Source organism: Imperialibacter sp. EC-SDR9 (genome assembly GCF_902498805.1).
Classification (GTDB): domain Bacteria; phylum Bacteroidota; class Bacteroidia; order Cytophagales; family Cyclobacteriaceae; genus Imperialibacter.
Window position 1 is genome coordinate 73,925 of record NZ_LR701591.1, and the last position, 26,751, is coordinate 100,675.

The 26,751-nt window shown below is 47.3% G+C and carries 20 protein-coding genes; 13 read left to right on the forward strand and 7 right to left on the reverse strand.

Going from position 1 to position 26,751, the window contains the following annotated elements; all coding sequences use genetic code 11:
* Positions 1–9: 9 nt before the first annotated feature.
* A complete protein-coding gene (locus GC130_RS17740; protein ID WP_151999684.1) occupies positions 10–1,176 on the forward strand; it encodes a 1-deoxy-D-xylulose-5-phosphate reductoisomerase in 1,167 nt (388 codons plus the stop codon).
* Entirely contained in the window at positions 1,176–2,519 is a 1,344-nt protein-coding gene (gene rseP / locus GC130_RS17745) for an RIP metalloprotease RseP (RefSeq protein WP_151999685.1), read from the forward strand. Before GC130_RS17740 ends, rseP begins: the two co-directional genes overlap by 1 nt.
* Before the next feature lie 276 nt (positions 2,520–2,795).
* Here rseP and GC130_RS17750 read toward each other — a convergent pair whose 3' ends face one another.
* Complete coding sequence (locus GC130_RS17750) at positions 2,796–4,919, reverse strand: OmpA family protein (RefSeq protein WP_226940537.1); 2,124 nt, start codon at positions 4,917–4,919, stop codon at positions 2,796–2,798.
* Positions 4,920–5,008: 89 nt separating this feature from the next.
* On the opposite strand from GC130_RS17750, the gene lon reads away from it, so the two are divergent.
* The 3 genes from lon to hslU are packed head-to-tail and all read left to right on the forward strand — an operon-like array spanning position 5,009 to position 9,956.
* Positions 5,009–7,513, forward strand: a complete 2,505-nt coding sequence (gene lon / locus GC130_RS17755; RefSeq protein WP_151999686.1) for an endopeptidase La — start codon at positions 5,009–5,011, stop codon at positions 7,511–7,513.
* Entirely contained in the window at positions 7,510–8,553 is a 1,044-nt protein-coding gene (gene porQ / locus GC130_RS17760) for a type IX secretion system protein PorQ (RefSeq protein ID WP_151999687.1), read from the forward strand. The genes lon and porQ overlap by 4 nt, the downstream gene beginning before the upstream one ends.
* The gene (gene hslU / locus GC130_RS17765; RefSeq protein ID WP_151999688.1) at positions 8,550–9,956 is read left to right on the forward strand and encodes an ATP-dependent protease ATPase subunit HslU; all 1,407 of its coding nucleotides are present in this window, start codon (positions 8,550–8,552) and stop codon (positions 9,954–9,956) included. The genes porQ and hslU overlap by 4 nt, the downstream gene beginning before the upstream one ends.
* A 312-nt stretch (positions 9,957–10,268) precedes the next feature.
* Here hslU and GC130_RS17770 read toward each other — a convergent pair whose 3' ends face one another.
* The 3 genes from GC130_RS17770 to GC130_RS17780 all read right to left on the reverse strand — a co-directional run bounded on the left by GC130_RS17770 (position 10,269) and on the right by GC130_RS17780 (position 13,806).
* A complete protein-coding gene (locus GC130_RS17770) occupies positions 10,269–10,772 on the reverse strand; it encodes a histidine phosphatase family protein (protein WP_151999689.1) in 504 nt (167 codons plus the stop codon).
* Between the two features lie 14 nt (positions 10,773–10,786).
* Entirely contained in the window at positions 10,787–11,794 is a 1,008-nt protein-coding gene (locus tag GC130_RS17775) for a glycosyltransferase family 9 protein (protein WP_151999690.1), read from the reverse strand.
* A 290-nt stretch (positions 11,795–12,084) separates the two neighbouring features.
* Entirely contained in the window at positions 12,085–13,806 is a 1,722-nt protein-coding gene (locus tag GC130_RS17780) for a helix-hairpin-helix domain-containing protein (protein WP_151999691.1), read from the reverse strand.
* Positions 13,807–14,014: 208 nt separating this feature from the next.
* On the opposite strand from GC130_RS17780, the gene GC130_RS17785 reads away from it, so the two are divergent.
* The 4 genes from GC130_RS17785 to GC130_RS17800 all read left to right on the forward strand — a co-directional run bounded on the left by GC130_RS17785 (position 14,015) and on the right by GC130_RS17800 (position 17,711).
* Positions 14,015–14,431, forward strand: coding sequence for an EVE domain-containing protein (locus GC130_RS17785; RefSeq protein WP_151999692.1), 417 nt, complete (start codon positions 14,015–14,017; stop codon positions 14,429–14,431).
* 40 nt (positions 14,432–14,471) lie between these two features.
* Positions 14,472–16,067, forward strand: a complete 1,596-nt coding sequence (locus GC130_RS17790; protein ID WP_151999693.1) for a hypothetical protein — start codon at positions 14,472–14,474, stop codon at positions 16,065–16,067.
* Positions 16,068–16,233: 166 nt separating this feature from the next.
* Positions 16,234–16,785 (forward strand): bifunctional pyr operon transcriptional regulator/uracil phosphoribosyltransferase PyrR, encoded by a 552-nt coding sequence (pyrR, locus tag GC130_RS17795; RefSeq protein WP_151999694.1) that lies wholly within the window; start codon positions 16,234–16,236, stop codon positions 16,783–16,785.
* Positions 16,782–17,711: an aspartate carbamoyltransferase catalytic subunit gene (locus tag GC130_RS17800; RefSeq protein ID WP_151999695.1), complete on the forward strand. Its 930-nt coding sequence runs from the start codon at positions 16,782–16,784 to the stop codon at positions 17,709–17,711. The genes pyrR and GC130_RS17800 overlap by 4 nt, the downstream gene beginning before the upstream one ends.
* 366 nt (positions 17,712–18,077) lie before the next feature.
* Here GC130_RS17800 and GC130_RS17805 read toward each other — a convergent pair whose 3' ends face one another.
* Together GC130_RS17805 and GC130_RS17810 are read right to left on the reverse strand one after the other, a co-directional pair.
* A complete protein-coding gene (locus GC130_RS17805; protein ID WP_193217898.1) occupies positions 18,078–19,409 on the reverse strand; it encodes an IS4 family transposase in 1,332 nt (443 codons plus the stop codon).
* A 397-nt stretch (positions 19,410–19,806) separates the two neighbouring features.
* Positions 19,807–20,556 (reverse strand): YjbH domain-containing protein, encoded by a 750-nt coding sequence (locus tag GC130_RS17810; RefSeq protein ID WP_151999697.1) that lies wholly within the window; start codon positions 20,554–20,556, stop codon positions 19,807–19,809.
* On the opposite strand from GC130_RS17810, the gene GC130_RS17815 reads away from it, so the two are divergent.
* The 3 genes from GC130_RS17815 (at position 20,555) to GC130_RS17825 (ending at position 23,700) form a co-directional block, all read left to right on the forward strand.
* Positions 20,555–21,712: a hypothetical protein gene (locus GC130_RS17815; RefSeq protein ID WP_151999698.1), complete on the forward strand. Its 1,158-nt coding sequence runs from the start codon at positions 20,555–20,557 to the stop codon at positions 21,710–21,712. The genes GC130_RS17810 and GC130_RS17815 overlap by 2 nt on opposite strands.
* A gap of 130 nt (positions 21,713–21,842) precedes the next feature.
* On the forward strand, positions 21,843–22,904 hold the full coding sequence (locus GC130_RS17820) for a hypothetical protein (protein WP_151999699.1): 1,062 nt from the start codon (positions 21,843–21,845) through the stop codon (positions 22,902–22,904).
* A gap of 52 nt (positions 22,905–22,956) precedes the next feature.
* Positions 22,957–23,700: an outer membrane beta-barrel protein gene (locus GC130_RS17825; RefSeq protein WP_151999700.1), complete on the forward strand. Its 744-nt coding sequence runs from the start codon at positions 22,957–22,959 to the stop codon at positions 23,698–23,700.
* Between the two features lie 490 nt (positions 23,701–24,190).
* Here the strand turns inward: GC130_RS17825 and GC130_RS17830 are convergent, their stop codons facing one another.
* A complete protein-coding gene (locus GC130_RS17830; protein ID WP_151999701.1) occupies positions 24,191–24,601 on the reverse strand; it encodes a BT0820 family HAD-type phosphatase in 411 nt (136 codons plus the stop codon).
* Positions 24,602–24,736: 135 nt separating this feature from the next.
* Here GC130_RS17830 and GC130_RS17835 point away from each other — a divergent pair, with 135 nt between their 5' ends.
* Positions 24,737–26,110 carry a cystathionine beta-synthase gene (locus tag GC130_RS17835; protein WP_151999702.1) on the forward strand — a complete coding sequence of 458 codons (1,374 nt, stop codon included), beginning with the start codon at positions 24,737–24,739 and terminating at the stop codon, positions 26,108–26,110.
* The last annotated feature ends 641 nt before the right edge of the window (positions 26,111–26,751 follow it).

A 26,751-nucleotide genomic window follows, 5' to 3' on the forward strand; every position in this document is an offset into this window, starting at 1 on the left:
CAGAACACCTTGACACAAGAAAGACCGAAAAAAAGGGTTGCTATCCTTGGTAGCACCGGTTCCATTGGCGTTCAGTCGCTTGATGTGATAAAAAGGCACCCTGAAGCCTTCGAAGTAGAGGTGCTAACTGCCCAGAACAACGCCGATCTGTTGATTCGTCAGGCCCTGGAGTTCATACCCAATGCGGTTGTGATTGGTAACGAATCTTTGTACCAGCAAGTAGCCGATGCCTTGTTACCAAAAGACATCAAGGTTTTTGCCGGGCTCGATGCGCTTTCTCAGATCGTGCAAATGGACACCATTGACATGGTGCTGACGGCGCTTGTCGGCTATTCGGGGTTGAAACCTACCATGAACGCCATTGCGGCAGGAAAGCCAATCGCTCTTGCCAACAAAGAGACTATGGTGGTGGCCGGCGAGCTTATTACCAAAATGGCACAAGAAAAAGCTGTCAACATCTTTCCTATTGACTCCGAGCATTCTGCTATTTTTCAGTGCATAGTGGGTGAGTTCCACAACCCGATAGAAAAGATTATTCTAACTGCTTCGGGTGGACCTTTCCGTGGAAAGACAAGAAGTGAACTACTGAAAGTGACCAAGGAAATGGCGCTGAAACATCCCAATTGGGACATGGGGGCCAAAATCACCATCGACTCAGCCTCATTGATGAACAAGGGGCTTGAAGTGATAGAAGCACGGTGGTTATTTGGCATTCCAGCCGACAAAATTGATGTGGTAGTTCATCCTCAATCCATAGTTCACTCCATGGTGCAATTTGAAGATGGCTCCATAAAAGCACAACTTGGGTTGCCCGACATGCGTATACCCATCCAGTTTGCTCTGACTTACCCGGAAAGGTTGAAATCCGACTTCCCAAGGTTTAACTTTGCAGAATATCCCTCCCTGACTTTCGAAAAACCAGATTTGGAAACCTTCAGGAACCTTCAGCTGTCGTTTGACGCTTTAAAGGAGGGTGGCAATAAGCCATGTGTGCTGAATGCCGCTAATGAAGTGGCAGTGGAGTCTTTCCTGAATGACAAGATTGGTTTTATGGAAATGTCGGATATAGTGGAGAAGTGTTTGGTTAAAATACCCTATATTTCAAGCCCTGATTATCAGGACTACGTTGATACAGATACAGAAACAAGAAACATCGCTTTAGATTTAATAGCTTAATGGAGGCACTTATTATGACCGCCCAGCTCTTGCTGGGACTTTCTATTTTAGTCGGATTGCATGAATTCGGCCACTTACTCACAGCCAAGTTCTTTGGCATGCGGGTCGAAAAATATTCCATAGGATTTCCGCCTAAAATTTTTGGGTTCGACTACCGTGGCACGGAATACTCTATCGGGGCGATTCCTCTGGGAGGTTTTGTGAAAATATCAGGGATGATCGACGAATCGATGGACACCGAGCACTTAAACAAAGAGCCGGAGCCCTACGAGTTCAGAGCAAAGCCAGCCTGGCAGCGCCTCATCGTGATGATGGGTGGAATCATAGTAAACGTGATAACTGGCATCGTAATTTTCGTGTTGCTGACCTTTTTCAATGGCGACACCTATATTTCGAGGGACGAGGCCAACAAGTATGGCATTGTGGCCTATGAGTTGGGGCAGGAGATCGGGTTTAAGACTGGAGACAAGATTCTTAAAATCAACGGAAAGGATTTTGAAGACTTCAATGAGGTGATGAACCCTGATGTGATCATGGAAGCGGGAAGCACCTACACTGTTGATCGTGATGGGCAGATTGTAACTGTGAAAATACCAACTGGCTTCCTCGACAAATTATCTGATAAGGATGCTGTAAGTCGCTTTATTGACTACAGACTTCCGTTTGCTGTTGGTGAAGTCGCCAGTGGCTCAGGCGGAGATGTGGCAGGGTTGAAGGAAGGTGACAGGTTTGTTACTATCAATGGTCGGCCAGCGAGATACTTTGCTGACTTCAAGGAGATTGCGACCGAGAACGCTGGTGATACAGTGCTGGCTGTTGTGGAGCGGCGGATAGGAGAGGCAACCATCGAAAAAGAAGGAATGTTTACGACAACTGAGCTGCATATTCCCATCGATACCGATGGTACGGTTGGCTTTGTGCGTACCCTGTTGGTCGACGTTGCTCACCGTGATTTTACCTTTGGGGAGAGTTTGGTGGCTGGAACTAACGAGGCTTTTGGATGGGTTTGGCTGAACATCAGAGGCTTTGGGAAAATATTCAGTGGTGAGGTGTCTGCTTCAAAAGCGGTTAGCGGCCCTATCGGTATTGCCAAGATTTTTGGGGGCACCTGGAACTGGACGAATTTCTGGCAAAAGCTGGGCTTCCTGTCAATGGTGCTTGCGTTTATGAACTTTCTGCCGATTCCCGCACTCGATGGAGGGCACGTGATGTTCCTGACTTACGAAATTGTTTCTGGTCGTAAGCCATCAGATAAATTTCTGGAAAATGCACAGAAGGTCGGCATGGTGTTATTGCTGTCGATAATGGTCTTTGCCATCTTCAACGATATCCTGAAAATCTAAAACGTAAAGAAACGTTAGTTCGATATAAAAATGTTGCAAAACATCACCAAGGGGCGTCATTGCGGAAATTTTCTTCAGATATTTTTCTGATCTGAAGAAAATTATCCGTTCCACGTCGGCGCAATCTCCGCCTCAAGACATTTGAGATTCCGGGCTGCCCGCCTGGGATAAATATTGGCCCATTTTCATTTTAGGCCAATATTTTCCGGAATGACGACATTTTTATATCGAACTAACGTTAAAGAAGGTATTTTGGCATGAAGGTGATTAGACGGCTCAGTTTCCAGACCCCTGATCACCTTCCTTTTTTACACCGGGCCTGAATATTTCGAATTCTACCCTTCTGTTCAGGGTTTTGTCTTGCTCTGTTTTCTCTTCTACAATCGGTTGGCTGCTTCCGTAGCCTTCAAACTCTACCCGTCGCTCGTCGACACCACCAAATATGACCATGTAGTCTCTGATGTTCTGAGCTCTCGACTTAGACAGGGCAAGATTAAATGCTGGTGAGCCATCCGAATCAGTATGTCCTGAGATCCGCAGCTTAAAGTCTGGATTGTCGTACAGAAAGTTCACAATCTTATTAAGGTCGCCATACATTTCTGTTCGAAGATCGGACTTACCATTTTCGAATTCAATAGACTCGAATTTGACCTTACTGGCTATGGGGTCGGTGGTTCTATTTAATTCCATCGGCCCATTGAGGTAAAACATTTCCTCTATTCTGAAAAAGTCGTCGCCCTGAATCACCAGCAGGTAGTTGTTGTTGTTGATAAGGTCGAACTCAAAGCTGCCGTCGGGTTTCAGAAACCTGGGGGCCACTTCAATCCCATCGTCGAGGTCGATGATAGAGACAATCCCGTTGAAAGGTTTTCCTGTCAGGCTGTCGGTCAATGAACCCTTCACCTTTGTTATTGAGCCCGGCTGTGCTTCCATGGGCAGGGGAAAGGAGTAGAGATCCTGCATGTTTAAATCTCTGTTGGCCGACCGTGCGTAGAACAAGTCTTTTGATTCGGCGTCGATGGTAAAATAGAACTCGCTTCCTCTGCCATTCACCAGCGGCCCGATATTGACTGGCTCGCCCCAAATGTTGTCCATCTTGTAAGATTTATAGATGTCGAACTCGCCGAAATTGTAGAGTTGGCCGTTGGAACTGAAATAAAGAATATTGTATCTCGGGTGGAAAAAGGGGCTGACCTCATTGCTTCGGGTATTCACTATGGGCCCGAGGTTTTGAGCAGGAGCCCAGCCACCACCTTTAAGCTTGTAGGAAAAATAAATATCGGAAAGTCCGAAGCCGCCTATACGGTCGGAGGCAAAAAAGAGTGTGTCTTCGGTGTGCGACAGGGCTGGATGGCTGTCCCAACTCAGGCTGTTTACTTTGGCTCCAAGGTTTTGAATATTGCCCCAGGTGCTGTCGGCTTGTAGTTTGGCAACAAAAATATCGCAACTGCCGATACATTCCGGGGCATCACACCTGGCAAAATAAAGAGTTTTCCCATCACGACTCAGCGTAGCCGACCCCTCATTGAACTTTGTATTGATTTCCCGAAGGGCAACGGCCTCCTGCCAATACTGCCCTTCCTTTCTGGCAATAAAAAGGTCTTCATTGTTTTGCGTATTCAGGCTTCTCCTGATTTCATTCCTTTGCGAGGTAAAAAGCAGGATGTCTCCATTGATGTTCAAAGTAGGCCCATAATCAGCATTGCGGCTATTTACGTTACCGCCCATATTGAGCAAAACACCTCTTGGGGGCCTAAGTGTGTCTATGGCTTTTCTGTGTTCCACCAATTCGTAGTAATAGTCGAGTGGCACATATAAATCAACCTCCTGCTTGTTAAGCGAATCGTAGTAGAGCTCAATCTCTCGCAGGTTAATATCCTTGTGGTGGTGGCGCAGTAACATTTTGTAAAGCGGCTTTGCTTCCTCAAGTCCGTCAAATAGTTCTGTCAATTTGGCCAGTCGCCAAATCAGGTAGGTGTCTTTATAGAAATTCTGTACACCAAAGTTTCTGACATAATATTTCAATGCCGGATACAACGCCTCCCACTCTTTATTGGCTTCAAGTTTCTGGATGCGCTCCAGCTTGCTTTTGTCTACATAATCAGCCACCTTGTTAATGTTCGGAAACTCAAACACATTTATCTCAGAAGGCACAGTCAGCGTATCAAGGCTGGTTTCAACGTTTGAAGGGGTGGCTTTCTTCCTCTTGTTCCTTTGGGCGAGTGCCGGGAAAGCAACAGAACCAAGCATAAAAATGGTCAACAGCGCAGCAAGCCACCATTTCGCAGAAGGCTGGAAACGGTCGGAGAAATTATAGAATCTATTGGATGGTTTCGTCAAGTACATTGGTTGATGAGAAATAGAAAGGGTCGCCAGGGGCTGCCTACTATTTTTTGGCATATCTCTTGCAATTTATACGGGCCGAGTGAATTTTACACCTATCTGGGTCATTTAATGTCAGATTGGCATATCGAGAGCGTTAGATAATTATGAACAGCAATAAAGAGAAAGAACTAGCAGTAGCTTTTTTGTCGGAAATACAAGAAGACGAATCAGGGGATATTATACAGCTAGTGTCAGCTGACCTGGAGGAGGATTTGAAGCCGGAGGATGTGCCTGATGAGGTGCCTATTCTGCCGATAAAAAACACCGTTTTGTATCCGGGGGTGGTTATTCCGATCACGGTGAGTCGGCAGAAGTCGATCCGGCTGGTGAAAAAAGCCTATAAAGGCAGCAAAATTATTGGTGTGCTGGCTCAGAAGAACAGAAAAGCTGAAGAGCCTAAATCAGACGATCTATATACTGTGGGTACCATTGCCCGCATATTGAAAATGCTCGTTATGCCAGATGGCAACACGACCATCATTATTCAAGGCAAGAGCCGGTTTGAGGTAGAAAGCATTATTCAGGAGGATCCCTATATCAGTGCCAGGGTTAAGCTGCTTGCAGAGAAGTTTCCTGGCAAGTCGAGCAAAGAAACCAAAGCGCTTATTCAGTCGCTAAAGGATGCAGCTTATAAAGTAATGAAGCTGAATCCTGAGATACCTAAGGAGGCCCATGCAGCCCTTGGGAATATCGACAACGGCAGTTTTCTCACCCATTTTCTTTCCTCCAATGTAAATGCCGATGTAGCTGATAAGCAGAAACTACTGGAAACCCACGAGGGTATAAAAAGGGCTGAATTGCTGTTGGAGTACATGCTAAAGGACATTCAAATGCTTGAGATCAAGCAGGAGATCCAAAATAAGGTACATTCCGATATCGATCAACAGCAGCGAGACTATTACCTCCGCCAGCAAATCAAGGTGCTCCAAAACGAATTGGGGTACGACGGTCCGGAAAAAGATATTCAGGAGCTGAGAAAGCTGGGTGCAGAGAAAAAATGGGATGAGGAGGTGAAGCAGCACTTCTTCAAAGAGCTTGACAAAATTTCCAGGATGAACCCCGCCGCAGCTGAGTTTCCTGTGGCGATGAACTATGTCGATTTTATGGTTCACTTGCCCTGGAATGAGTATACGCAGGACAATTTTGACCTGAAAAGAGCCCGGAAGATTCTCGACGAAGATCACTACGGGATGAAAAAGGTGAAGGAGAGAATCCTTGAATACCTGGCTGTGTTGAAGCTCAAAGGAGACATGAAAAGCCCTATCCTTTGTCTTTATGGCCCCCCTGGTGTCGGGAAAACTTCGTTGGGAAGGTCAATCGCCAGGTCGCTCGACCGACATTATGTCAGGATGTCGCTGGGTGGTGTGCACGACGAGGCAGAAGTCAGGGGCCACAGAAAAACTTATATTGGTGCCATGCCGGGCAAGATTGTTGGCAACGTATCGAAGGCCAAATCGTCAAACCCTGTTTTTATCCTTGATGAAATCGATAAAGTAAGCTCAAATTTTCGGGGCGATCCATCTTCCGCACTTTTGGAGGTGCTCGATCCGGAGCAAAACAATAGCTTCACTGACAACTACCTTGAAGTGGGCTACGATCTATCAAAGGTGCTGTTTATCGCTACTGCCAACACACTGGAGACCATCCAACCTGCTTTGAGAGACAGGATGGAGATCATAGAGATCACGGGGTACACCCTCGAGGAGAAAATAGAAATCGCCAAGCAACACCTGATTCCCAAGCAGCGAAAAGAGCATGGCGTAAAGGCGTCTCAGATTAAATTTACCGACGAGGCTGTTGGAAAAATTATAGATGACTATACGAGAGAATCTGGCGTACGAACACTTGAGCGGAGAATTGCTACGGTGATCAGAAATACTGCCAAATCGATCGCCATGGAGGAGGCCTACACCAAGACTATCAAAGGAAAGGAAGTACGCAAAATTTTGGGAGCTGAAATCTTTGATAAAGAGGTCTATTCCGACAACACGCACCCGGGTGTAGTCACAGGCCTGGCCTGGACACAGGTAGGAGGGGAGATCTTGTTCATCGAGTCGTCGCTGAGCAGGGGCAAAGGCAAATTGACACTGTCTGGCCAACTAGGCGACGTGATGAAGGAGTCAGCCGTGGCTGCGTTATCATACCTGAAGTCGAACGCCCATAAGCTCGACATCGACCACCAGGTTTTTGATCATTACGACTTGCATGTGCACGTGCCAGCTGGTGCGGTGCCAAAGGACGGGCCGTCGGCAGGGATTACCATGCTGACATCGCTGGCGTCGATTTATACACAGCGAAGAGTGAAAGACAAGCTGGCCATGACCGGAGAAATCACCCTCAGGGGAAAGGTGCTTCCTGTGGGAGGCATCAAGGAGAAAATACTTGCAGCCAGGCGTGCTGGCATAGAGGAGATCATCCTGAGCAGTCGCAACCGCAAGGACATTGAAGAAATTGAGCCTAATTATATTGAGAACCTTAAGATTAACTACGTCGACAATGTAGACGAAGTGTTGAAGCTAGCGCTGCTCAAATCGAAGGTGGAAGGGGCTACGCATCTTTGGCCTATTAAAGGATTGGCCAAAGAAATGGCCACCGTTGAGGATTTATGAGAGGGAGCCACCTAAATACCCTGGGTATCATTTTGTTGCTTTTGCTAGTAATGATGGATGCGGGGTATGCGCAAATTGGTGGCAAAGACTCCTTTCAATTCCTCAATACGCCCGTAAATGCGAGAGCAGCTGCGCTTGGGGGCTACAATGTATCCCAAAATCGGGGCGACCTGAACTGGGTTTTTTATAACCCGGCACTGCTCGACTCGGTAGCAGCCGGTGATATTTCTATTTCCTACGTCAACTTTTACGGGGGCAGCAAATATAGTCAGGTGGCCTATGCTTTTGACACCAAAGCGGTTGGGAAAGCGGCAGTTGGCCTCACGCACCTCAGCCATGGAAACTTCGATAGCTACGACGAGGCTGGCAACTACCTGGGCACTTTCAATGCCAGCGAATATGCTGTGAGGGTATCGTTGAGCCACAGAATGGGCCCTTTTCTGATGGGGGTGGCTCCGCAACTGGCTGTATCGAGCATTGCTGGCTTCCGTTCTTCAGCACTCATGGCAGATATTGGTGGTGTATTTCAGCACCCCCACAAGCAGTTAAGTGTTGGTTTGGTGGTAAAAAACGCTGGCTTTGCACTTGGAAGGTATGCAGAGGAAAAAACCAGACTACCTTTTGATGTTCAGCTGGGAATGAGCTTCAAACCTGAGCAAATGCCGGTGATTTTCTCATTCACGGGCACCAATCTCCCCAAGCAGAACCTGGTATACTTTGAACCTGACAGCAGGGTAAACTTCAACGAAGCTGCGCCGGGCACGTTTACCAAAATATTCAGCAGGGTGAACATTGGTGCCGAATTCTTGTTTGGCCCTAATTTCCACGTATTGGCTGGATACAACCACAGAATAAGAAGAGAACTAAAACTGGAGCAAGCGGGTGGAAGTCCCGGCTTTTCAGTTGGCGTTTGGATAAAAATTAAATCATTTGAATTAACAGTGGCCCGGTCGCACTACCACGTGGTGGGTGGAAATACTCACTTTACTGTCAGCCACAATGTGAACCGACTATTTCATAAGCGAAAATCAGCATCATGATAGATCAGAACAAATATTTGACCCCGAGGCAAATTGTAGCCGAGCTCGATAAGTACATCATAGGCCAGGACGACGCCAAGAGAAACGTGGCAATTGCGCTCAGAAACAGATGGCGACGCATGCATAGCCATGAAGACATCAAAGGAGAAATTGTGCCTAACAATATCCTGATGATTGGCGCCACGGGCGTTGGTAAAACAGAAATTGCCCGCCGCCTGGCCAAGCTTGCCGATGCTCCTTTTACCAAAGTAGAGGCATCCAAGTTTACCGAAGTGGGTTATGTGGGCCGTGATGTGGAAAGCATGGTGCGAGACCTGGTGGAGCAGGCCGTTAACATGGTGAAGCAGAGCAAAAAAGAAGAGGTAAAAGGGAAAGCAGAACTTGCTGTCGAAGGCATTATCCTCGATGCTTTGATACCTCCGATGAAGTCAGCTCCTTCGAGGCAGCCGGCTGGCGCTTCAGGCACAGACAATTCCATTGACATTACACCTGAAAATGACGAAGAGCTCAATGAAAGAACCCGTGAGAGGTTCCGTGAGAAGATAAGGAACGGTGAGCTCGACGACCGCAAAATAGAAATCAATGTGAAGGCGCCTGGTCAGGGGAATGTGGGCATGATTGGCGGTGGCATGATGGATGAGGTGAGCATGATGAACCTACAGGAGATGCTGGGTAATATGCTGCCGAAAAAGAACAAGAAAAGAAAAGTGACGATAGCGGAAGCCAAGAAGCTACTGTTGGAGGAAGAGGTGCACAAGCTGATCGACATGGACGAGGTGAAGGAAGAAGCCATCGAAAAGGCGCAGAACTCCGGTATTATCTTCATCGACGAGATTGACAAGATCGCCAGCAGTGCGGGCAAAGGCGGTGGTGCCGATGTAAGCCGGGAAGGTGTGCAGCGAGATCTCCTGCCGATTGTGGAGGGAAGTGCTGTGAATACAAAGTACGGCGTCATTAATACTGAGCACATCCTTTTCATGGCTGCAGGAGCTTTTCACGTGTCAAAGCCCTCAGACCTTATTCCCGAACTTCAGGGTCGCTTCCCTATCAGAGTGGAGCTTGAAAACCTTACCAAAGGAGATTTCCTTCGTATTCTGAGAGAGCCAAAAAATGCACTGACTAAACAATATGAAGCCTTGCTGAAGTCAGAAGATGTGGAACTCACCTTCAGCGATGAAGCACTCGAGGAGTTAGCCGACACTGCTTTCACCATCAACTCCGAGGTGGAGAACATAGGTGCCAGGAGGCTGCACACCGTGATGAGCCGATTGTTGAATGAGTTTCTATTTGATATCCCCGACAAAATCGGCCCGAATTCTAAGCTGGTCATTACCAAAGAGATGGTGAATGAGAAGCTCTCAGGACTGGTGAAGAACAAGGACTTGAGCAGGTATATCCTTTAGTAAGCAATCTTCTTCGGCAGCCCTGGTAAAGAGGTCGCTCTCTCCGTCAGCACAAGAACGCCCTCTTTACTTCCCGCAAGAACACGTCGTCGGCAGTCCGGGTAAAGAGGTCCCTCTCTCCGTCAGTACAAGAGCGCCCTCTTTACTTTTCACTAGGAAAACGTCATCGGCAGCCCCGGGTAAAGAGGTCGCACTCTCCGTCAGCACAAGAGCGCCCTCTTTACTTCACGTAAGAAAACGTCATCAATTTGACATGTACCACCCATGGTCCTGCTTTTTTTAAAAAAACTCCTTTCTTTTAGAAAGCAACGCTCAATACCCCTCTGGCAAGCCTTTCGGATAATGAAAAAAGAGCAACTTCCCTGCCTCGTAGCCAATGTCCCGCCAGTAGTTGACCTCAAAAGAAACACCCACGGCCCCCGCAGTTGGGATATTCTCGATAGACGCTCCCGCCAGTTGGTTAGCAAACTCTGTCAGGCCGGGGTTGTGCCCAAATAACATTACTGACGTGTGCTGGTCATCCAACTCAACCACCACCTTCAGCAACCTGTCTGGCCAGGCATGATAAACAGATTTGTCAGTGACGATTTCTCTTTTGTCAATGCCAAGCTCCGCAGCCACCTTTTTGGCAGTTTTGATGCCCCTTTCCGCAGGGCTACTGACGATCAGGTCGGGGTGAACTTGCTGATCGTTGAGGAACTTCCCCATTCTTGGAGCATCTGCCTTGCCCCGGCTGCTTAATGGCCTTTGAAAGTCGTCCAGTTCGGGGAAGTCCCAACTCGATTTTGCGTGCCGTACCAGATAGATCGTCTTCATATCGTGGAGCCAAACTAGGGAATATAGAAATCAAAAACGAGGTCGTTCATACACTTAAAATGACCCTTTGGGCATTTGTCAAAACCTATCTTGGAGCAGGGCCTGCACTTGATCTTGTTATTTTCAAATACAATAAATTTTGTTCGGTAGGGGTACATGCCAAACGACGGAATGGTGTTGCCCCAAATGCTATAGACCGTTTTTCCAAAAGCTGCCGCCACGTGCATAAGTCCGGTATCGTGCGAAAAAACAACGCTGGATTGCTTGACCAATGAAGCCGACTGGTTAAAGTTGAATTTACCACAGCCATTGAATATTTCTGTTTTTTTACCCAGCTCTTTCAACGACTCCTCATAGCCACTTGAGTTTTTTGTGCGTTCGAAGAACCGTGCTATTTCCTCGCCAGCCTCAGCATCTTCCTTTCCTCCCAAAAGAATCACAGGTTTGTTGATTCGGTCGCAAAGCTCAATCATGCGCTTTACCGGTAGTTTTTTGGTGCCGTGCTGGCCACCGATAGCGTAGGTAATAAACCCGTTGCGGTGGCTTTCTGGCAGCCAGGTAATATCTACCTCGTCTTTGTCCGGAATAAAATAGTCGAGGCCCAGCTGATCAGGTTTGGCACCCAATGGCTGTAGTGTGTCGAGGTAGCGGTCAACAATATGGCGGTTGGGCAATTTATTTACTTTGAAATTGACCATCAGGTACTTTTGCCAGTTGAGCTTGTCCACAGCATAGGCCTTTGCCTTCAGCGCCCACTTGATCCTCAGCGTCCTTAAGTTGTGGTGGAGGTCAATGATGTAGTCGAAGTTTTCTTTCTTAAGTGTTTCAATCAGCTGCTTGTCCCCCTTCTCCAGAACGTGGATTTTATCAATATATGGATTCTCTTTCAGGAGAAATTTGAACCGGGCCATGGTGGCATAGTGCACTTCCACATCGTCGAGTTGGGTTTTTAACACCCTTGGCACCGGACTGGTGAGTACAATATCTCCAATAGACGAAAACCTTAGGATGAGTACTTTCATTTAGCTGATTTGGCGAAGATGGCTTGCAATACTTTCAACATTTGGAGGACATTCACTATTTCTTTTATTTGTACGGGCAACATACCTTGTTCAATGCAAGCCCATTGGTGTCTCCACCAGGAATCCTGATGGAGAACGCTAAGCCCATTGGGGTCTCCGCCAGGGACCCTGATGGAGGTGTCTTCACCACATTCCATTCCCATTGGGGTCTCCGCCAGGAACCCTGATGGTCTCAACGCTGTTCAAGCCCATTGGGGTCTCCGTTAGGGACCCTGATGGAGAATGAGCCTTTATGCCTTTACCATCTCAGCCGCTCGCTTCTTTCTTTTCTCAAAATGGGCAGCCACCTCCGCTGTCGACAACGCATTGAAGGTCATTTCTTTCGTGAGGCCACCTTTTCTACCCACCAAAAGCCCGTAACGCATGTCGTGGTAGCCTTCGGTTTCATGGGCGTCGGGGTTTATGCTAAGCATCACGCCTTTCTCGATGGCATAGTGCACCCAGCGCCAGTCGAGGTCGAGCCGCCAGGGGTGGGCATTGATTTCGATGATCACACCCTCTTCAGCGCAGGCATCAATCACGGTTTTGTGGTCGATGGGGTATCCCTTACGTTCAAGCAGTAGTCGGCCAGTGGGGTGGCCAAGCATGGTGGTAAATGGGTTTTTGATGGCTTTTAGCAAACGGGTGGTGGCTTTCTGCAAGTCCATGTTGAGTACCGAGTGCACCGAGGCCACGATAAAGTCGAACGACGCCAACACCTCCGTTTCATAGTCGAGGGAGCCGTCAGGTAGAATGTCAGATTCTATGCCTTTGAAGATACGGAACGGCGCCATCTCTTTATTGAGCGCATCGATCTCTACCTGCTGGTCTTTCACCCTGTTGGCCTCCAGGCCGCTGGCATAAAAGGCTGAGCGGCTGTGGTCGCTGATGCCCAGGTACTCATAGCCCAGCTCTTTGCAGTAGGCGGCCATTTCTTTAAGGGTGTTCTTTCCGTCGCTGTAGGTGGAATGATTGTGAAGAATTCCCTTGAGGTCGTTCATTTCTACCAGCTTGGGCAGCTTGTTTTCCTGTGCCAGGGCTATTTCGAAAGATCCTTCTCTTAGCTCCGGGGCTATGTAGGCCAGGCCAGCGTGCTTATACGCCTCCTCCTCGCTGGCAAAGGCCCGTTCTGTCAGTTTATCACGCAGCACAGCGCCTTCGGCAAGTGTTTGGTTAAGGTGCAGCGGTGCGGCGGTGTACAGCAAAAGCTTCTCTGTGAATTGCTTTTCGTTGCATAGCCTGATATGGAAAGTAATATAGGGTTCGTTCATGTGGCCCCTGATGGAATAAGGGCCTGATTCCTGAAGGCTGATTTCTCCCAGACCACTTTTCTCAACCGCCTTTATGATCACCTCATTATTCAGCGACCCAACCAATAGTTCCAGCGTGTCGATCACCTCCAGCAAACGCCTTAACGGGCCGACAAAACTCATCGGCACCTTCTCTCCCAATTCTTTATTTATGATGTCAATCAGCTGGTTGGCCGCAATTTCTGCCTCTGAAAAATGAAGCTTACCAACATTCGCCTTTCTGTATTTTAAACCATCAAGAATAGTCTGCTGTGTCTTCTCACCAAAACCCTTCACGCTGGCGACCCTTCCTTCCTCACAGGCTTTTTGCAGGGCGTCCAAACTTTCAATTTCCAGCTCTTTCCAGATCAGCCTTATTTTCTTCGGGCCAATGCCTTTGATGGAAAGCATTTCTACCACCCCGGCGGGCGTAGCTGCTCGAAGCTCCTCCAGCGCATCAAACGTTCCTTTTTCGAGTAGCTGATGGATGTTGGCGGCCATCGACTTGCCGATCCCGTCCAGGGCTCCGATTTCCTCTGCAGTCATAGCGGCGATGGGTTTGTCTACCTTTTCAAGGTTGAAAACCGCACCGGTGTAGCCACGAATTTTAAACTGATTTTCATCATGAAGCTCCATGAGCGAAGCCATGAGGCGGAACTGTGAGATTATTTCTTTGTTGTCCAAAATGAGAGGTGTTTTTGGTTAACTGGCATTGTAAAAGTAATTTTCCTAAGGCAAAATTCCTTAGATTACTATAAACAAAAAAGAGAAACTACGTGCGGAGGAAAACATCCTGGTAAAGGAATTTGTTACGCAATACCATACGCCTGGTTTACCGAAGAGACTTTTGTCTGTTACATTTGACTAGTGAAACCAAAAAAAGAACATAGAAATGAACTATTGGCTGATAAAATCTGAACCCGAAACTTTTTCCTGGGACAAATTCGTGAGCATGGGAGGCGACATGTGGGACGGTGTGAGAAACTACGCTGCCCGCAACTTCATGAAAGACATGAAGGTAGGGGACCTGGCTCTTTTTTATCACAGTGTCAAAGAAAAGTCGTGTGTGGGATTAGCAAAGGTAGCGAAGGAGCATTACCCTGACCCGACGGCCAGGCCTGAAGAAAAAGATACCTGGGTCGTGGTTGATTTTGTGCCGGTGCAAAAGCTCAAAAGGCCTGTGAGCCTTGGAGAGATCAAGAAAGACGAGCGACTGTCCGAAATGGCACTTATTAAGCTTTCGAGACTGTCGGTGCAGCCGGTGAAAAAGGAAGAATTTGATATAATTATTCAGAAATCGGAAGAGTAGTGTTTTGCGTGCATAAATCTTTTTTTGGGGACAAGCTTTTATGAAATGTTTTGATGACGTGACTATTGTCAACATGCGACTCAAACAATTAACGGCGTTGCTGGCTTTTTGCTGTCTTACGGGGGCCGGTGTGCTGGCTCAGGATCGAAAAAAAGATGAGAAGAAGGCCAGTGAGCTTATTGAGCAACCCAAAAGAGTGGAGTTTGAGATAAAAAACACTAACTACGAGGACTACGTGGTTTATAGTTGCGAGGAGGAGGGGCTGTCGGTGTACCACCAAACCGAACACAAAAATAAAGATGGCTACTTGTGGGAGTTTATCAAACTCGACACCGCTCTTGACATGAAATGGAGAAGGGAGCTGTATCTTCCTTTTGCGTCCCGCATCATTGGCTACGATTATTCACCCGGCTTTATGTATTACCTCATTCGGGAAAAGCAGTACAAGCAGGAGGAGCTACTGGTGATGAGGATGGACCTGGAAAAAGGTGACACTACCAAGTTCAACATCAATACGGTGTTCCCTGTTAACCTGACACAATTTGAAGTAGTGGGAAGCACCATTTTGATGGGTGGCTACACCAACTACCGGCCAGTGATCATCCGATACAACCTTTTTGACCAGCGACCGCAGGTGGTTCCGGGGTTTTATGCCGACTATGCTGAAATCCTGCGACTGGAAACTGACGACCGCCTCAGGACTTTCACGGTGACCATGAGTGAAAAAACGACTGACAAGCGCACCACCATTTCGGTGCGGTCATTTTCGGAAAGTGGAGACATGATCAGGAATATTTTGTTGCAACCAGATGAGTCCAAGAGCCTGATCAACGGAGCCCCTGCCCACCTCGAAATGGATCGGCAGTTTATTGCCGGCACCTACGGTCACAAGCGATCGACCTATTCCAGGGGGCTTTATATCGCCACCGTGGGCAGCGATGGGCAGCAGAAGATAGACTATTACAACTATGCCGACCTGGAAAACTTCTTCTCCTACATGCGAGCCAAGCGTGAGCAGCGGATCAAAGAGAAGATCAGCCGACGGAAGGTGCAAGGCAAGCGGGTGAAATTCAACTATCGGTTGCTGGTGCACGACATTATTCAGGACGGCGACAAATACACCTTGTACGGTGAGGCCTACTACCCCAGGTATTCTAATTACAGCGGCTATGAGCGGTTTGGAGGCTACACCTATGGTCGGAGCAATACCTACTTCAATCCCAATTTTCTGGGATACAAATACACGCACGCCGTTGTCATGACGTTCGATAAGTCGGGTAAGTTGCTATGGGACAATTCCTTTGAAATCAATGACGTAACCAGCTACGATCTGCAGCAGTTTGTGCATGTAAGCACATCGGGTGACGAGGTGGCTTTGTTGTACATGTTCGAAAATGTGATCCGATCCAAAATCATAAAGTCTGATGAGATCATCGAAGGCAAAACTTTCAATGATATTGAACTCACATTTGAAGATGATGAGGTCAGGGTGAACGACAACGAGGTGGGTGGCTTGTCGGTGTGGTATGGAAAAACCTTTTACACCTACGGCATCCAGGACATCAAAAACCTGAAGGACAACCGGGTGAACCTCAACCGCAACGTATTTTTTATTAATAAGGTTGTTTATAGGTAGGACAGTCAGACACTCAGACACTCAGACAGTCCAACACTCTGAACATCCGAACATCCGACCGTCTGAATGTCTGAATGTCTGAAAATCTGATTATCCGAAATCCGTCTCTATCATAAATCCCTAATCCGTAATCCGTAATCAAATCATTTTTTCATAACTTCGCCCCATGCAAAAACGGTTGCTCTTCGACGGACGTCTTTTACAGTTCACCATCAACAGGCTTTGTCAGCAACTTATTGAAAATCACGGCGATTTTACCAACTCCGTTTTAATGGGCTTACAGCCCAGAGGCATCTTTCTTGCTGAAAGAATCAGCACCAGTCTTGAGACCCTCCTGAACAAAAAAATCCTTCTTGGCTACCTGGATACTACCTTCCACAGGGATGACTTCCGTCGCCGGGACGCCCCTATCGCTCCCCACGAAACCAAAGTAAACTTTGTCATTGAGGGCAAAAAAGTCATTCTGATCGACGACGTATTGTTCACCGGCAGGTCTGTGCGGGCAGCCCTCGACGCTATGGTGAGCTTTGGAAGGCCGGAGAAAGTGGAGCTGCTAACGTTGATCGACCGAATGTACAGCAGGGATATTCCCGTGGAGGCAACTTATGTAGGCAGAAGAGTCAACACGGTAAGGAGCCAGCGAATATTAGTAGAACTAAAAGAACAGGGCATGCCCGAAGACAATATCTGGATCATGGAAAAGGAGGACGAGGCATGAGCAAGCTGAGTACCCGCCATTTGTTGGGCATCAAAGATATCACGGAAGAGGATATTCAGCTCATTTTCCAAACGGCCGACAACTTTAAAGACGTACTCAACCGGCCAATCAAGAAGGTACCTTCTTTACGAGACATCACCGTGGCCAACGTTTTCTTCGAAAATTCCACCCGCACAAGGCTTTCTTTTGAGCTGGCGGAAAAAAGACTTTCTGCCGACGTTGTTAATTTCTCCTCTTCCTCCAGCTCCGTCAAAAAAGGGGAAACCCTGCTCGATACGGTCAACAATATCCTGGCCATGAAAGTGGACATGGTGGTAATGCGGCACAGCAGCCCGGGAGCGCCGCACTTCCTGTCAAAACACGTAAAGGCCAACATCATCAATGCTGGCGACGGCACCCACGAGCACCCCACGCAGGCGCTGCTCGATGCTTTCTCTATAAGAGAAAAACTTGGCGATGTAGCCGGGAAGAAGGTAGCCATTATGGGCGACATCCTGCATTCAAGAGTGGCTCTTTCCAATATCTTCTGCCTTAAAAAACTTGGCGCTGAGGTGATGGTGTGTGGTCCCATTACGCTGATACCTAAATTCATCGGCGAGCTGGGAGTGAAGGTAGAGTATGATGTCAAAAAGGCCCTGGAATGGTGCGATGTCGCCAACGTGCTACGCATTCAGCTCGAAAGGCAGCAAATCAAGTACTTCCCCTCGCTGCGGGAGTATTCAATATACTACGGCATCAATAAGCAGCTGCTCGACACCCTCAACAAAGAGATTGTGATCATGCACCCGGGGCCCATCAACAGGGGAGTAGAACTCAACAGCGACGTAGCCGACTCCGACCACTCGATTATACTGGGCCAGGTGGAAAATGGCGTGGCCATCCGTATGGCAGTGCTGTACCTGCTGGCCGGCGTGAAGGAGGGGTAGGTGTCGGCACGGCCACTGGCCAACCCTGCAAGTGCCGTGAGACACGGAATCGATGAAAATTGATGGCTCATCACTGCATACTATGGTCTGTCATATCGTAGTGGGGGTATCTTGTACATCCAGACAGAGCCTAGGCTGAACGGAAGTAGGTGTCGTTCTGGTCTCTACCCATCACGAGACTTCAAATGCCGAACAACCTGGTTTTGATAATTGTTAGGGTGTCGTGTCTTCACCATAGCCGTCAACCTAAGAAAGAATTGCTGAACATGGCAAGGCCATTGGACATGGCCAAGTTTTATTTTCCATGTTTTTTGAAAGCCATTTATCGGAATGGCCAGCCGTTTTTGTTGATCTAATTTAATAGTTTTAGGGCACATTTTGACATGTTCTAGCGAGAATATCTGATACTTTTTTCCGTCCTTTCTTGTACTCTTTTTCGTGGAATACCTTACTGATCCGATACAAACCCGTCAGCCATTCGAAGAGCAGGTGACTATTTTGCAACACAGGTAACGCTAATGATTTAGATCGTCCTTGCAACGTTGTGACTAACTTATGAAAGCTCAGATCCATTTGGGTGAGCCTCTTCAAGTGATTAAGAAAAGTCCAATTTAACATGACCCACAACAGCTTGATCAGAATGATGCATTCTAAACGGGTCGCATTCATTGGGTGTATTTTATGCAATTTCATCACGCTTTTCCAAGTTTTAAAGACAAGCTCTACCTGCCACCTCAATGAGTAAAGATCATATACCTGGGAGGCAGTACATTTTTCCGATTCCACGTTGGTCACAAAAAGATTTATACCAATTGCCTCTAGGGCATCAGGCCCCAGTTTTCTGCGGGCTGATTTATTCTTTAAACGTTTTTGCTTTTGCTCTTCTGTGAGCAAGTTGGCTACAAGCCTTACCTTCATGCAGGCTTTTTGTCCAACATATACTTCCATATCCAGGTACTTTTCTTTCTGGTCTTTTAGCAAGCTGATAATGGAGGCAGTTGAAAGTAGTGAGTATTCCCCACCCTTGAGAGTATAGAAATTCCATTGTGACTTTGCCCTGCTGATGAAGTAGATACCTTTGCTACTTAGCTCTTCAAATGCCTTAGGAGGAAAATATCCTAAATCTCTCAGCAACAATGTTTTGGGAGGCACCTTCTTAATATTCTTCATCCCCTCAATGCTATCAGAATCCCGTGATGAGCCAATTGAAAGTTCGGTGACCATGGAGCTTAGCAGCTGATACTCAAATTGGATTTGAACACTGGCTTCCCTGCCCTCCCCTCCATACCCAGGAAAAGTATCTGCTGCCCTTTTAGATACTTTAAACTCTGAACTATCCATGATGCGGATGTCAGTAAACCAACTGGAGGAAATGCTTTTTACGGAATTATTGGCCATTTGCTTTGTCAAAACCTCTTGGAGAAGGTCTTTAAGCATCTGTTTCGTGTTTTCATTGAAACGCTTGTCGAGAGCTTGTTTGGAAACACTAACGCCATGCTGATGTTCAAGATCTATACTGTATTCAGACAGTGAAGGGCTTTTGTCACTATTGCAAAAGAAAACCACATCCAGAAATGCCTTTGGTGAGATGGCAGAATTACGCTTTTTGAAGGATGATGCTTTTGCAATGGCCTCAATACGCTCATCAGAAACAAATCTTGAGAGGTAATTGGAGAAATTCTTGATTTTTCGGCCCAAAACCGTGTTCAGTTTCTTTTCCCAGGCCTTTTTTGCTTAGGTTGACGGCTATGGTGTCTTCACGTACCTTTTCAGGATGGGGCTGTCATGGCCATACTGTAGATATAACACCCTTCAGCACTTGCAAGTAGGTGTCTGTACGGGCACTAGCCCCCTGCAAGTGCCGTAAGACACAGGTTTGATAGAGTCCCTTCCTCCTCTCGTCGGCGTCTGGCGTCTCAGCGAAATAGGTGTACTAGCCGTACCGATGCCTGTCTCCGGTGTTCCGTATTCAGACCCCTCTTTCCTTCCTGCTACTTTCCGATTGCCTTCCGCCTTCCCTTCAAGAAACGCTAACAGGGGACCATCGTTGGTTCATTAACCATTAACCATTAACCATTAACCATTAACCATCCTCTCACTTCACCGTCCCACTATAACTCACCCCAAAACCAACAGTTTTGAAGTTAAGGGTATACAATTTGGCGAAACACTTGTCATTAAAAAGCTTCCCCATCAGACCCACATTCACATTGCGGGATTCGTACTCTGCCGAGACTAGCAAAAAGCTTGATAATGGCACCCTGGCTGAACCAAAAAAGCCTACCTGGTAATCATTCTCTTTTCTTACAATATCGATCGAATCAAATCCTGTGAATATCAGCGTTCTCACTACCCAGGGAATACCAACCCCTGCTGACAGGGTGAGCTCCTTGCCACCTAAATTGAAATGCTTAGTGCCTGTAATAAAGTTGGAATCGACAAAATTGCTCGTGCCCAGCGGGATATACATTCCAAAAAGCAAAGCTGGAAACTTACCGGTCTCTTTTTTGAGTAGGAATCTCATGCTCCCGGATCGATCACCTATGCCATAGTCTAAGGGAGCATCAATGATAGGAGTGAGGTTGAACGTAAGCTCCATAAATGGGAGGAAACCAAGGGTAACAAAGTTGTGAATTTCGTGTGTCCCTCGTCTGCTGGGATAGAGAATGAGGGCCTCTTTTTGTGGGTTGAAGCTGCTGCCAAAGGCAATTTTTTTATCTCCAATCACCCGGGCTTCCGGCACAAGGAAGTTGCCAGATTGCCCCGTAAGGGTAAATTGTGCCCGACAGGGGCGCAGGGTTCCTGCAAAAAGCAGTATACTTGTGAGTAGAAATCCAATTTTCATGCGCCTTTTGGGAAGCAATATTTTTATCACAATAGGGTTGGTTATGCTCTTTGCCTTTTCGGAGGCGCTTGCTCAGCCTGCTGATTCACTCAGAGAGCTGTTGCAAACCAAAGGTGCGGAGAACATTCAATATTTCAAAGACGAGCAGGGAAGAGGACATTATACGTTAGAGTACCGTCTGCACCGCAATCCGGTGGTGCTGCTCAATGAGCTGCCTGATTGGGTGGTGAAATCGGACACGGTAGCCCTCACGCTCATGTGGTACGGCAGCCCATGGACAACCCTGAGCGGAGGCAATGTGACGGCTGCTACGAAAGATGATAGATCGTTGAGAAGAACAAAGCCATCGGTTGCCGGCGGATGGCCTTATAAGCTGGATATCTCCATAGCCCCGGTGGTTTTTGCTGAATTTGGTGACGAGTTCGATATATTTCGTACGCAACTGGCACTAGCCCCCAAAATCAATTATTTGTTGCCTTTTGGCCTCAGCGCCGATGTGCAGTGGATCTTCCCCATTCAAAACGACTTCGAGCGCAGGCTGGGCTTCAGCAGCAGGCCGGGGCAGGTCAGCCTGAGTTATACCAAATCTTTTGTTCCCAACCACCTTTTCGTCGCCTCTGCCGGTACGTTCCTCAACAGACAGTATGGAGCAAGCGCAGACTACGTAATCAGAGCTGGGAGGAACTATTTCGGGGTGGTTGTTAATTTATCGGCCTCCTATGCCTACGATGAGCGGGTGCTGTACCGGGAGCCACTAGAGTATGTAAGCGGGGGGGTGTGGTGGATGCATTCCTTTCCACAACACGACCTCTGGACGAAGGTTTCCTTCGAACGGTTTCTCTATGAAGACTATGGTTCTCGCATAGAATTGTTTCGTCAGTTTGGCAACAACGAGATGGGACTGTATATGACAGCCTCTGCCAGGGGCTTCAATGGGGGCGTCCAATGGGCGATGCCACTTTTTCCAAAGGCATTCTATAGAAACAAATACGTTCAGGTGCGGCCCGCCAATCAGTTTTTGTTCACCTATGAGTATCTCCGCAACCAAAACGATGGAGAAAGCCTGATGAAGTACCGGCAAACAGACAGGTCACTTAGGGCTTTGCATCCTTCTTTTATTAAAAATCATTTATTATCATTACTTAAAATATTATAATTTATCCGATAAGATTGCAACTTAAGAAGCAAATTACTAGTAAATTGCGCATTGAAAGTTGTTATTATCAACTGGCTCAACCAATTGTTCTTCATCGAGGGGTGTCGGTTGGGGTCAAAATTCAAAGTCAATGAAACGAATACTTTTAAAGGGGTCGGTATTGGTGGCGATGCTGCTCATTTTTTCGGACTGCGAGCAGCAGATCGTAGGCCCCGTGCCCAATTTTGATTATGAGTTCCCATCAGGGGGGATTGATGTGGGTGACGTGACATTGGAAGATGTAACACCCGATGACATCACTCCGGGTGCCATGAATACAGACGGGCAAACCTCATTTGGTAACAACCTGGCAAACGTTAATACCAATCCTGCAGCTCTCGCTGCTGTCCGTGACCAGCTCACAACATTGACACAGGCGCTCTCAACCTCTCAAAAGAATGCCATCAAAGGCTTGAATGTCAACTCGCTGCCCACACAAGTAAAGGATGGAGTGAGCGACCCCAACAGTAACCTGATATCATTGATTGCAACTATTCAGGGTCTTTTGAAAGAATACCCTCAGCTAGCTCCGCTTGTGCCAACCATGACATTGCCCACTGGGGGCCGGGTATTGAACGATGGAGGCCGTTTATTGGAAATTACTGTGCCGTTGATTGAAACGAAAGTATTTGCAGTAAATGCTTTAGAGCTTGATTGCGAAGCAGCAGCACGACGGGCGTATAACACTACTGTAGCTGAAATCGATTCAGCCTACAATGCTCAGCTAGTGTTGGTTAGTAACAAAGATTCGGAAAATATTCAAGCAGCCATTGCTCTACGCACAACGAGCATCGCAGCGGCAAACACCCGCTACACGGAGAGAAACCTATTCTTTAGGTCACAATATGATGCTTTCGCAGCCAGCATAGCCAGCTCCACTGTTTTTACACCGGCTGAGGTAGAATTATTGAACATTTTGAATACGTTGATGTACGCCATTAACTTATATAATAGCACATTGCTGCTGAATCTCGAATTGACGGCCATTTCGAACCAGCTGGCAGCTAACCTTGCAAAAGCGGCGGCCGCCAAAACCACGATGACCAATGAGGCAAACACCAAAAGAAATGCTGCTATTAAGGAAGCTACAGATAGGCTGAATGACGGCTTAAATACGTGTCACAATCAAGGCGGTGCTTCAGGCGGCGATTGATGTTAGATTTGAAATGGATAAGAAGATATTGAAACCACTTACTTTTAAATGTATGCGTGGATTTATACCAGCCTTACTAGTGCTTTTTATTTTTGCCGGGCAAGTTGCCTTTGGACAGGCCTCTCTTACCTACCTCAATGTGGAAGGGGGATACTATAAGCCTTCCCTGGGCTATTGGAACAATGACTCCTATCTAACAGGTTTCGATATGAAGCTGGGTGGAGGTTTGTACTATGGTGGAGGTGTTGGTTTCCGGGTGTACGATAGTTATTTTGGCAGGCTTTCGGTGGGCCAGTTCTCCACCAGCGACCAATCTGACCCCATCAACCTTGGCGGACTCAGTAGGGAAGAGTACCTGAAGATCAAGATTATGCCCGTTTCTCTTGATTTTTTGTATGAATTTCAGACACTCGCCAAAGACAAAATTTTTCCGTATGTGGGCGCTGGTGCTTCGATCAACTTTATCCAACGAACCTATAAAAGGAGTGCCAACACAGGCCTCGATGAAGAGGGCTCCGATACAGGGAGGGCGAATTCGTTTTACCCCCTTGTAGGTGTATCTTACAATGTAACCAACTATATAGATGTTGGGCTTGAAGGCAGATTCCCAATCGGGAGCTACAAGCAGGCCTTTTCGACGGTTACGGAAGATCCTAACAGCTTCACGGTGGAAACGGTGTCAATTACCGGCCCTATCGTTTCACTAAAAGTAAATCTTCGCTTTGAGCCAAGAGGCCGCCGAAGAAGTGCTTCCTCAAGATATAGAGGCAACTATAAAGTAGGCCGCAGGAGATAAAAGGCGACTAGTTATACAAGAATATTAGAATGAAAGGTCAGCGCAGTGCTGGCCTTTTTTTGTGTAGTAACGGCATTCTTTGCTCGTCTTTCACCTAATGCTTTCACAAAACTTACCCTTGGGCTCTCCGCCAGAGCACTGAGGGAGTTAGCACGACCATGTTTGATCCAAGCCTTTCAGTGTCCTCTTCGAGAGACACCGAAAGGATATCGTTTCATGATAAGCTTGTTTAGAAAAGCTTCCCCTTGGGGTCTCCGCCAGGGACCCTGAGGGAGTTAGCACGACCATGTTTGATCCAACCCTTTCAGCGTCCTCTTCGAGAGACACCAAAAGGCTATCGTTTTCATGATAAGTTTGTTTAGAAAAGCATCCCCTTGGGGTCTCCGCCAGGGACCCTGGGGGAGTTAGCACGACCATGTTTGATCCAAGCCTTTCAGCGTCCTCTTCGAGAGACACCGAAAGGATATAGTGCTACTTTGGCTCTACCTGCTTAGCCGCCAAAAATCCGTTGTAAAAATCCCTTCTTTGAAGCCTCCTTTGCCATTTCCATCTCATCCCCTTCAATCATCTTCCATATTTCACCCCAGGGAGGAAGTCCGCCAACATTACGGTCGTCGATAAATAGATCAACATTCACTTTTCGACTTTGTCCTTCTTCAAATCCTTCTCCGGGGAAAGTCTCATTAACTGCATAAAAAGTAAGGCCCTGGTTTTTACAGTAAGCAATGGCGTCTTCCAGATACTTGCCTTCCCTTATTGTCCAAAGCACTAGCCGGTGATTGCGATTTTGCAGCGCTTTGAGTGTCTCGACGGCAAACAGGATGGGTTTGCCGATTTTCGGATAAGCATGTTCTACAATGGTGCCGTCAAAGTCCACGGCTATAGTCAAAGTTTGTCGCATGTTCGTTGCTTCTGTGTGCAAATATAAAGAATGCGCAGACAGCACGTGCCGCTATCCAATTTAACCATTTGTTACCGATTTCTTTTTCGCAACCCGATGAGTTTTGCCTAACTTTGTTTAACAAATCCAAAATTGATGAACTACTATAACCATATCGTTGAGACCATAGGAAACACCCCATTGGTGAAGCTAAACAAGGTATCGGCAGGCATAAAAGGTACCATCCTGGTGAAGGTCGAATACATGAATCCTGGTAACTCTGTGAAGGACAGGATTGCATTGAAAATGATCGAAGATGCGGAGAAGGAAGGCCTGCTCAAGCCCGGAGGCACTATCATAGAAGGCACGAGCGGGAACACGGGCATGGGCCTTGCGCTGGTTGCCATCGCCAAAGGTTATCGCTGCATCTTTACCATGGCCGACAAGCAGTCGCAGGAAAAAATAGACATCCTGAGAGCCGTAGGGGCGGAAGTGGTCGTTTGCCCCACCAATGTAGAACCTGAGGACCCACGGTCGTACTACTCTGTGGCAAAAAAGCTCAACAAGGAGATTCCAAACTCACTTTACCCCAATCAGTACGACAATCTTTCCAACTACAAGGCTCACTATGAGTCAACTGGACCGGAGATTTGGAAAGACACAGCCGGTAAAATAACGCATTATGCTGCTGGCGTCGGCACAGGAGGAACCATTAGCGGTACCAGCAAATACCTGAAAGAGCAAAAGGCTGACATTGTCACAGTAGGTATTGATACCTACGGGTCAGTGTTCAAAAAATACAAAGAGACTGGCATTTTTGATTCCAACGAGGTGTATCCTTACCTCACTGAAGGTATTGGGGAGGACATCTTGCCCAAGAATGTTGATTTCTCAACCATCGACCACTTTGTGAAAGTAACAGACAAGGATGCTGCCATCATGACACGGCGATTAGCCAGAGAAGAAGGGCTTTTCGTGGGCTGGTCGTGTGGCTCGGCTGCATACGGTGCGCTTGAATACGCAAAAGAGCATTTGAAAGACGGCGACGTGATGGTGATCATACTGCCAGACCACGGCACTCGCTATCTGGGGAAGGTGTACAACGATGCATGGATGCGCAACCATGGGTTTCTGGAAGAGAGGATATTTGCTACTGCCAGAGACATTATCAAGCGCCGCAATGGCTATACTAAGCTGACGACAGTCAACAAGAATATGAAAGTGGGCGATGTGATCGGAGTTTTCAATATTGATGGCATTTCACAGCTTCCAGTGGCGGATAAAGATCATTTTGTAGGTAGTGTGCACGAGACTAAGCTGCTAAATAGCTTGATCCAGGATCCGAGCATCAAAGACAAGCCTGTAAGTGAGGTAATGGATCCGTCTTTCCAATTTGTTGGCATGGACAACACAGTCGATGTGCTTTCTTCTCTCATCAACAAAGACAATAAGGCGCTTTTGGTGAGAGATGAAGCGAACAAAGTGCACATCATTACTGAGCATGATCTTTTGATGGCGCTGACACGCTAAGCTAATAATTATCTTTGAAGTGTCCGGTAGTCTTTTTACCTTGATATTTCAATTTAAATTACTCACCTCTTTACTTGCAATCCCGATGGGTCAACACCTGTCGGGATTTTTTTGGCTGTAGGTTAGGGTACGTCGCCGTCACGCACCCAAAGGTTAAGTTGTCGTGTCTTCACACACCTTGAGATACTTTTTCGTAGCTTCTTTTTTATCTCACACAACGCCGCAAGTCTGCCTGGGCATGCCGTAAAGCTTTCTTGCTCCGTCTTACGCACCATGAGGTTAAGGTGCCGTGCCTTCACGCACCTTGAAACACTTCATCAAGGGTTCAACCTTCCTCTTTTTCTTTGCGCCTTGGTGTTTTCCCCCTCATGGGGATTAGTGGCTCCACGGTTGTATTGTTGTTTTTATATGTCGTACCTACGGCACTTTTAGCCTTGTTGCAGGTTGCCACCGTTGGTGTTACCCACATTCCGTCCCTACGGGACTCTTTCTCTGTGGCTCTCCCTCTCTCTGTGGTGGTTGGAGTTTCTTCTTTTTGTCTCTCGCAAAGTCGAAGGCCTGCTGGCGCCGGCCGCAAAGTTTGTTTGCTCCATGTCTGCGGCTTTGGTGGAATAAACCTGTTCAACCCCTTCAGCCTCCTC

Bases quoted from the DNA above. Each gene is read 5' to 3' on its own strand.
- rseP (WP_151999685.1), top strand. From the start codon at position 1,176: ATGGAGGCACTTATTATGACCGCCCAGCTCTTGCTGGGACTTTCTATT.
- GC130_RS17750 (WP_226940537.1), bottom strand. From the start codon at position 4,919: ATGCCAAAAAATAGTAGGCAGCCCCTGGCGACCCTTTCTATTTCTCAT.
- lon (WP_151999686.1), top strand. From the start codon at position 5,009: ATGAACAGCAATAAAGAGAAAGAACTAGCAGTAGCTTTTTTGTCGGAA.
- porQ (WP_151999687.1), top strand. From the start codon at position 7,510: ATGAGAGGGAGCCACCTAAATACCCTGGGTATCATTTTGTTGCTTTTG.
- hslU (WP_151999688.1), top strand. From the start codon at position 8,550: ATGATAGATCAGAACAAATATTTGACCCCGAGGCAAATTGTAGCCGAG.
- GC130_RS17770 (WP_151999689.1), bottom strand. From the start codon at position 10,772: ATGAAGACGATCTATCTGGTACGGCACGCAAAATCGAGTTGGGACTTC.
- GC130_RS17775 (WP_151999690.1), bottom strand. From the start codon at position 11,794: ATGAAAGTACTCATCCTAAGGTTTTCGTCTATTGGAGATATTGTACTC.
- GC130_RS17785 (WP_151999692.1), top strand. From the start codon at position 14,015: ATGAACTATTGGCTGATAAAATCTGAACCCGAAACTTTTTCCTGGGAC.
- GC130_RS17790 (WP_151999693.1), top strand. From the start codon at position 14,472: ATGAAATGTTTTGATGACGTGACTATTGTCAACATGCGACTCAAACAA.
- pyrR (WP_151999694.1), top strand. From the start codon at position 16,234: ATGCAAAAACGGTTGCTCTTCGACGGACGTCTTTTACAGTTCACCATC.
- GC130_RS17800 (WP_151999695.1), top strand. From the start codon at position 16,782: ATGAGCAAGCTGAGTACCCGCCATTTGTTGGGCATCAAAGATATCACG.
- GC130_RS17815 (WP_151999698.1), top strand. From the start codon at position 20,555: ATGCGCCTTTTGGGAAGCAATATTTTTATCACAATAGGGTTGGTTATG.
- GC130_RS17810 (WP_151999697.1), bottom strand. From the start codon at position 20,556: ATGAAAATTGGATTTCTACTCACAAGTATACTGCTTTTTGCAGGAACC.
- GC130_RS17820 (WP_151999699.1), top strand. From the start codon at position 21,843: ATGAAACGAATACTTTTAAAGGGGTCGGTATTGGTGGCGATGCTGCTC.
- GC130_RS17825 (WP_151999700.1), top strand. From the start codon at position 22,957: ATGCGTGGATTTATACCAGCCTTACTAGTGCTTTTTATTTTTGCCGGG.
- GC130_RS17830 (WP_151999701.1), bottom strand. From the start codon at position 24,601: ATGCGACAAACTTTGACTATAGCCGTGGACTTTGACGGCACCATTGTA.
- GC130_RS17835 (WP_151999702.1), top strand. From the start codon at position 24,737: ATGAACTACTATAACCATATCGTTGAGACCATAGGAAACACCCCATTG.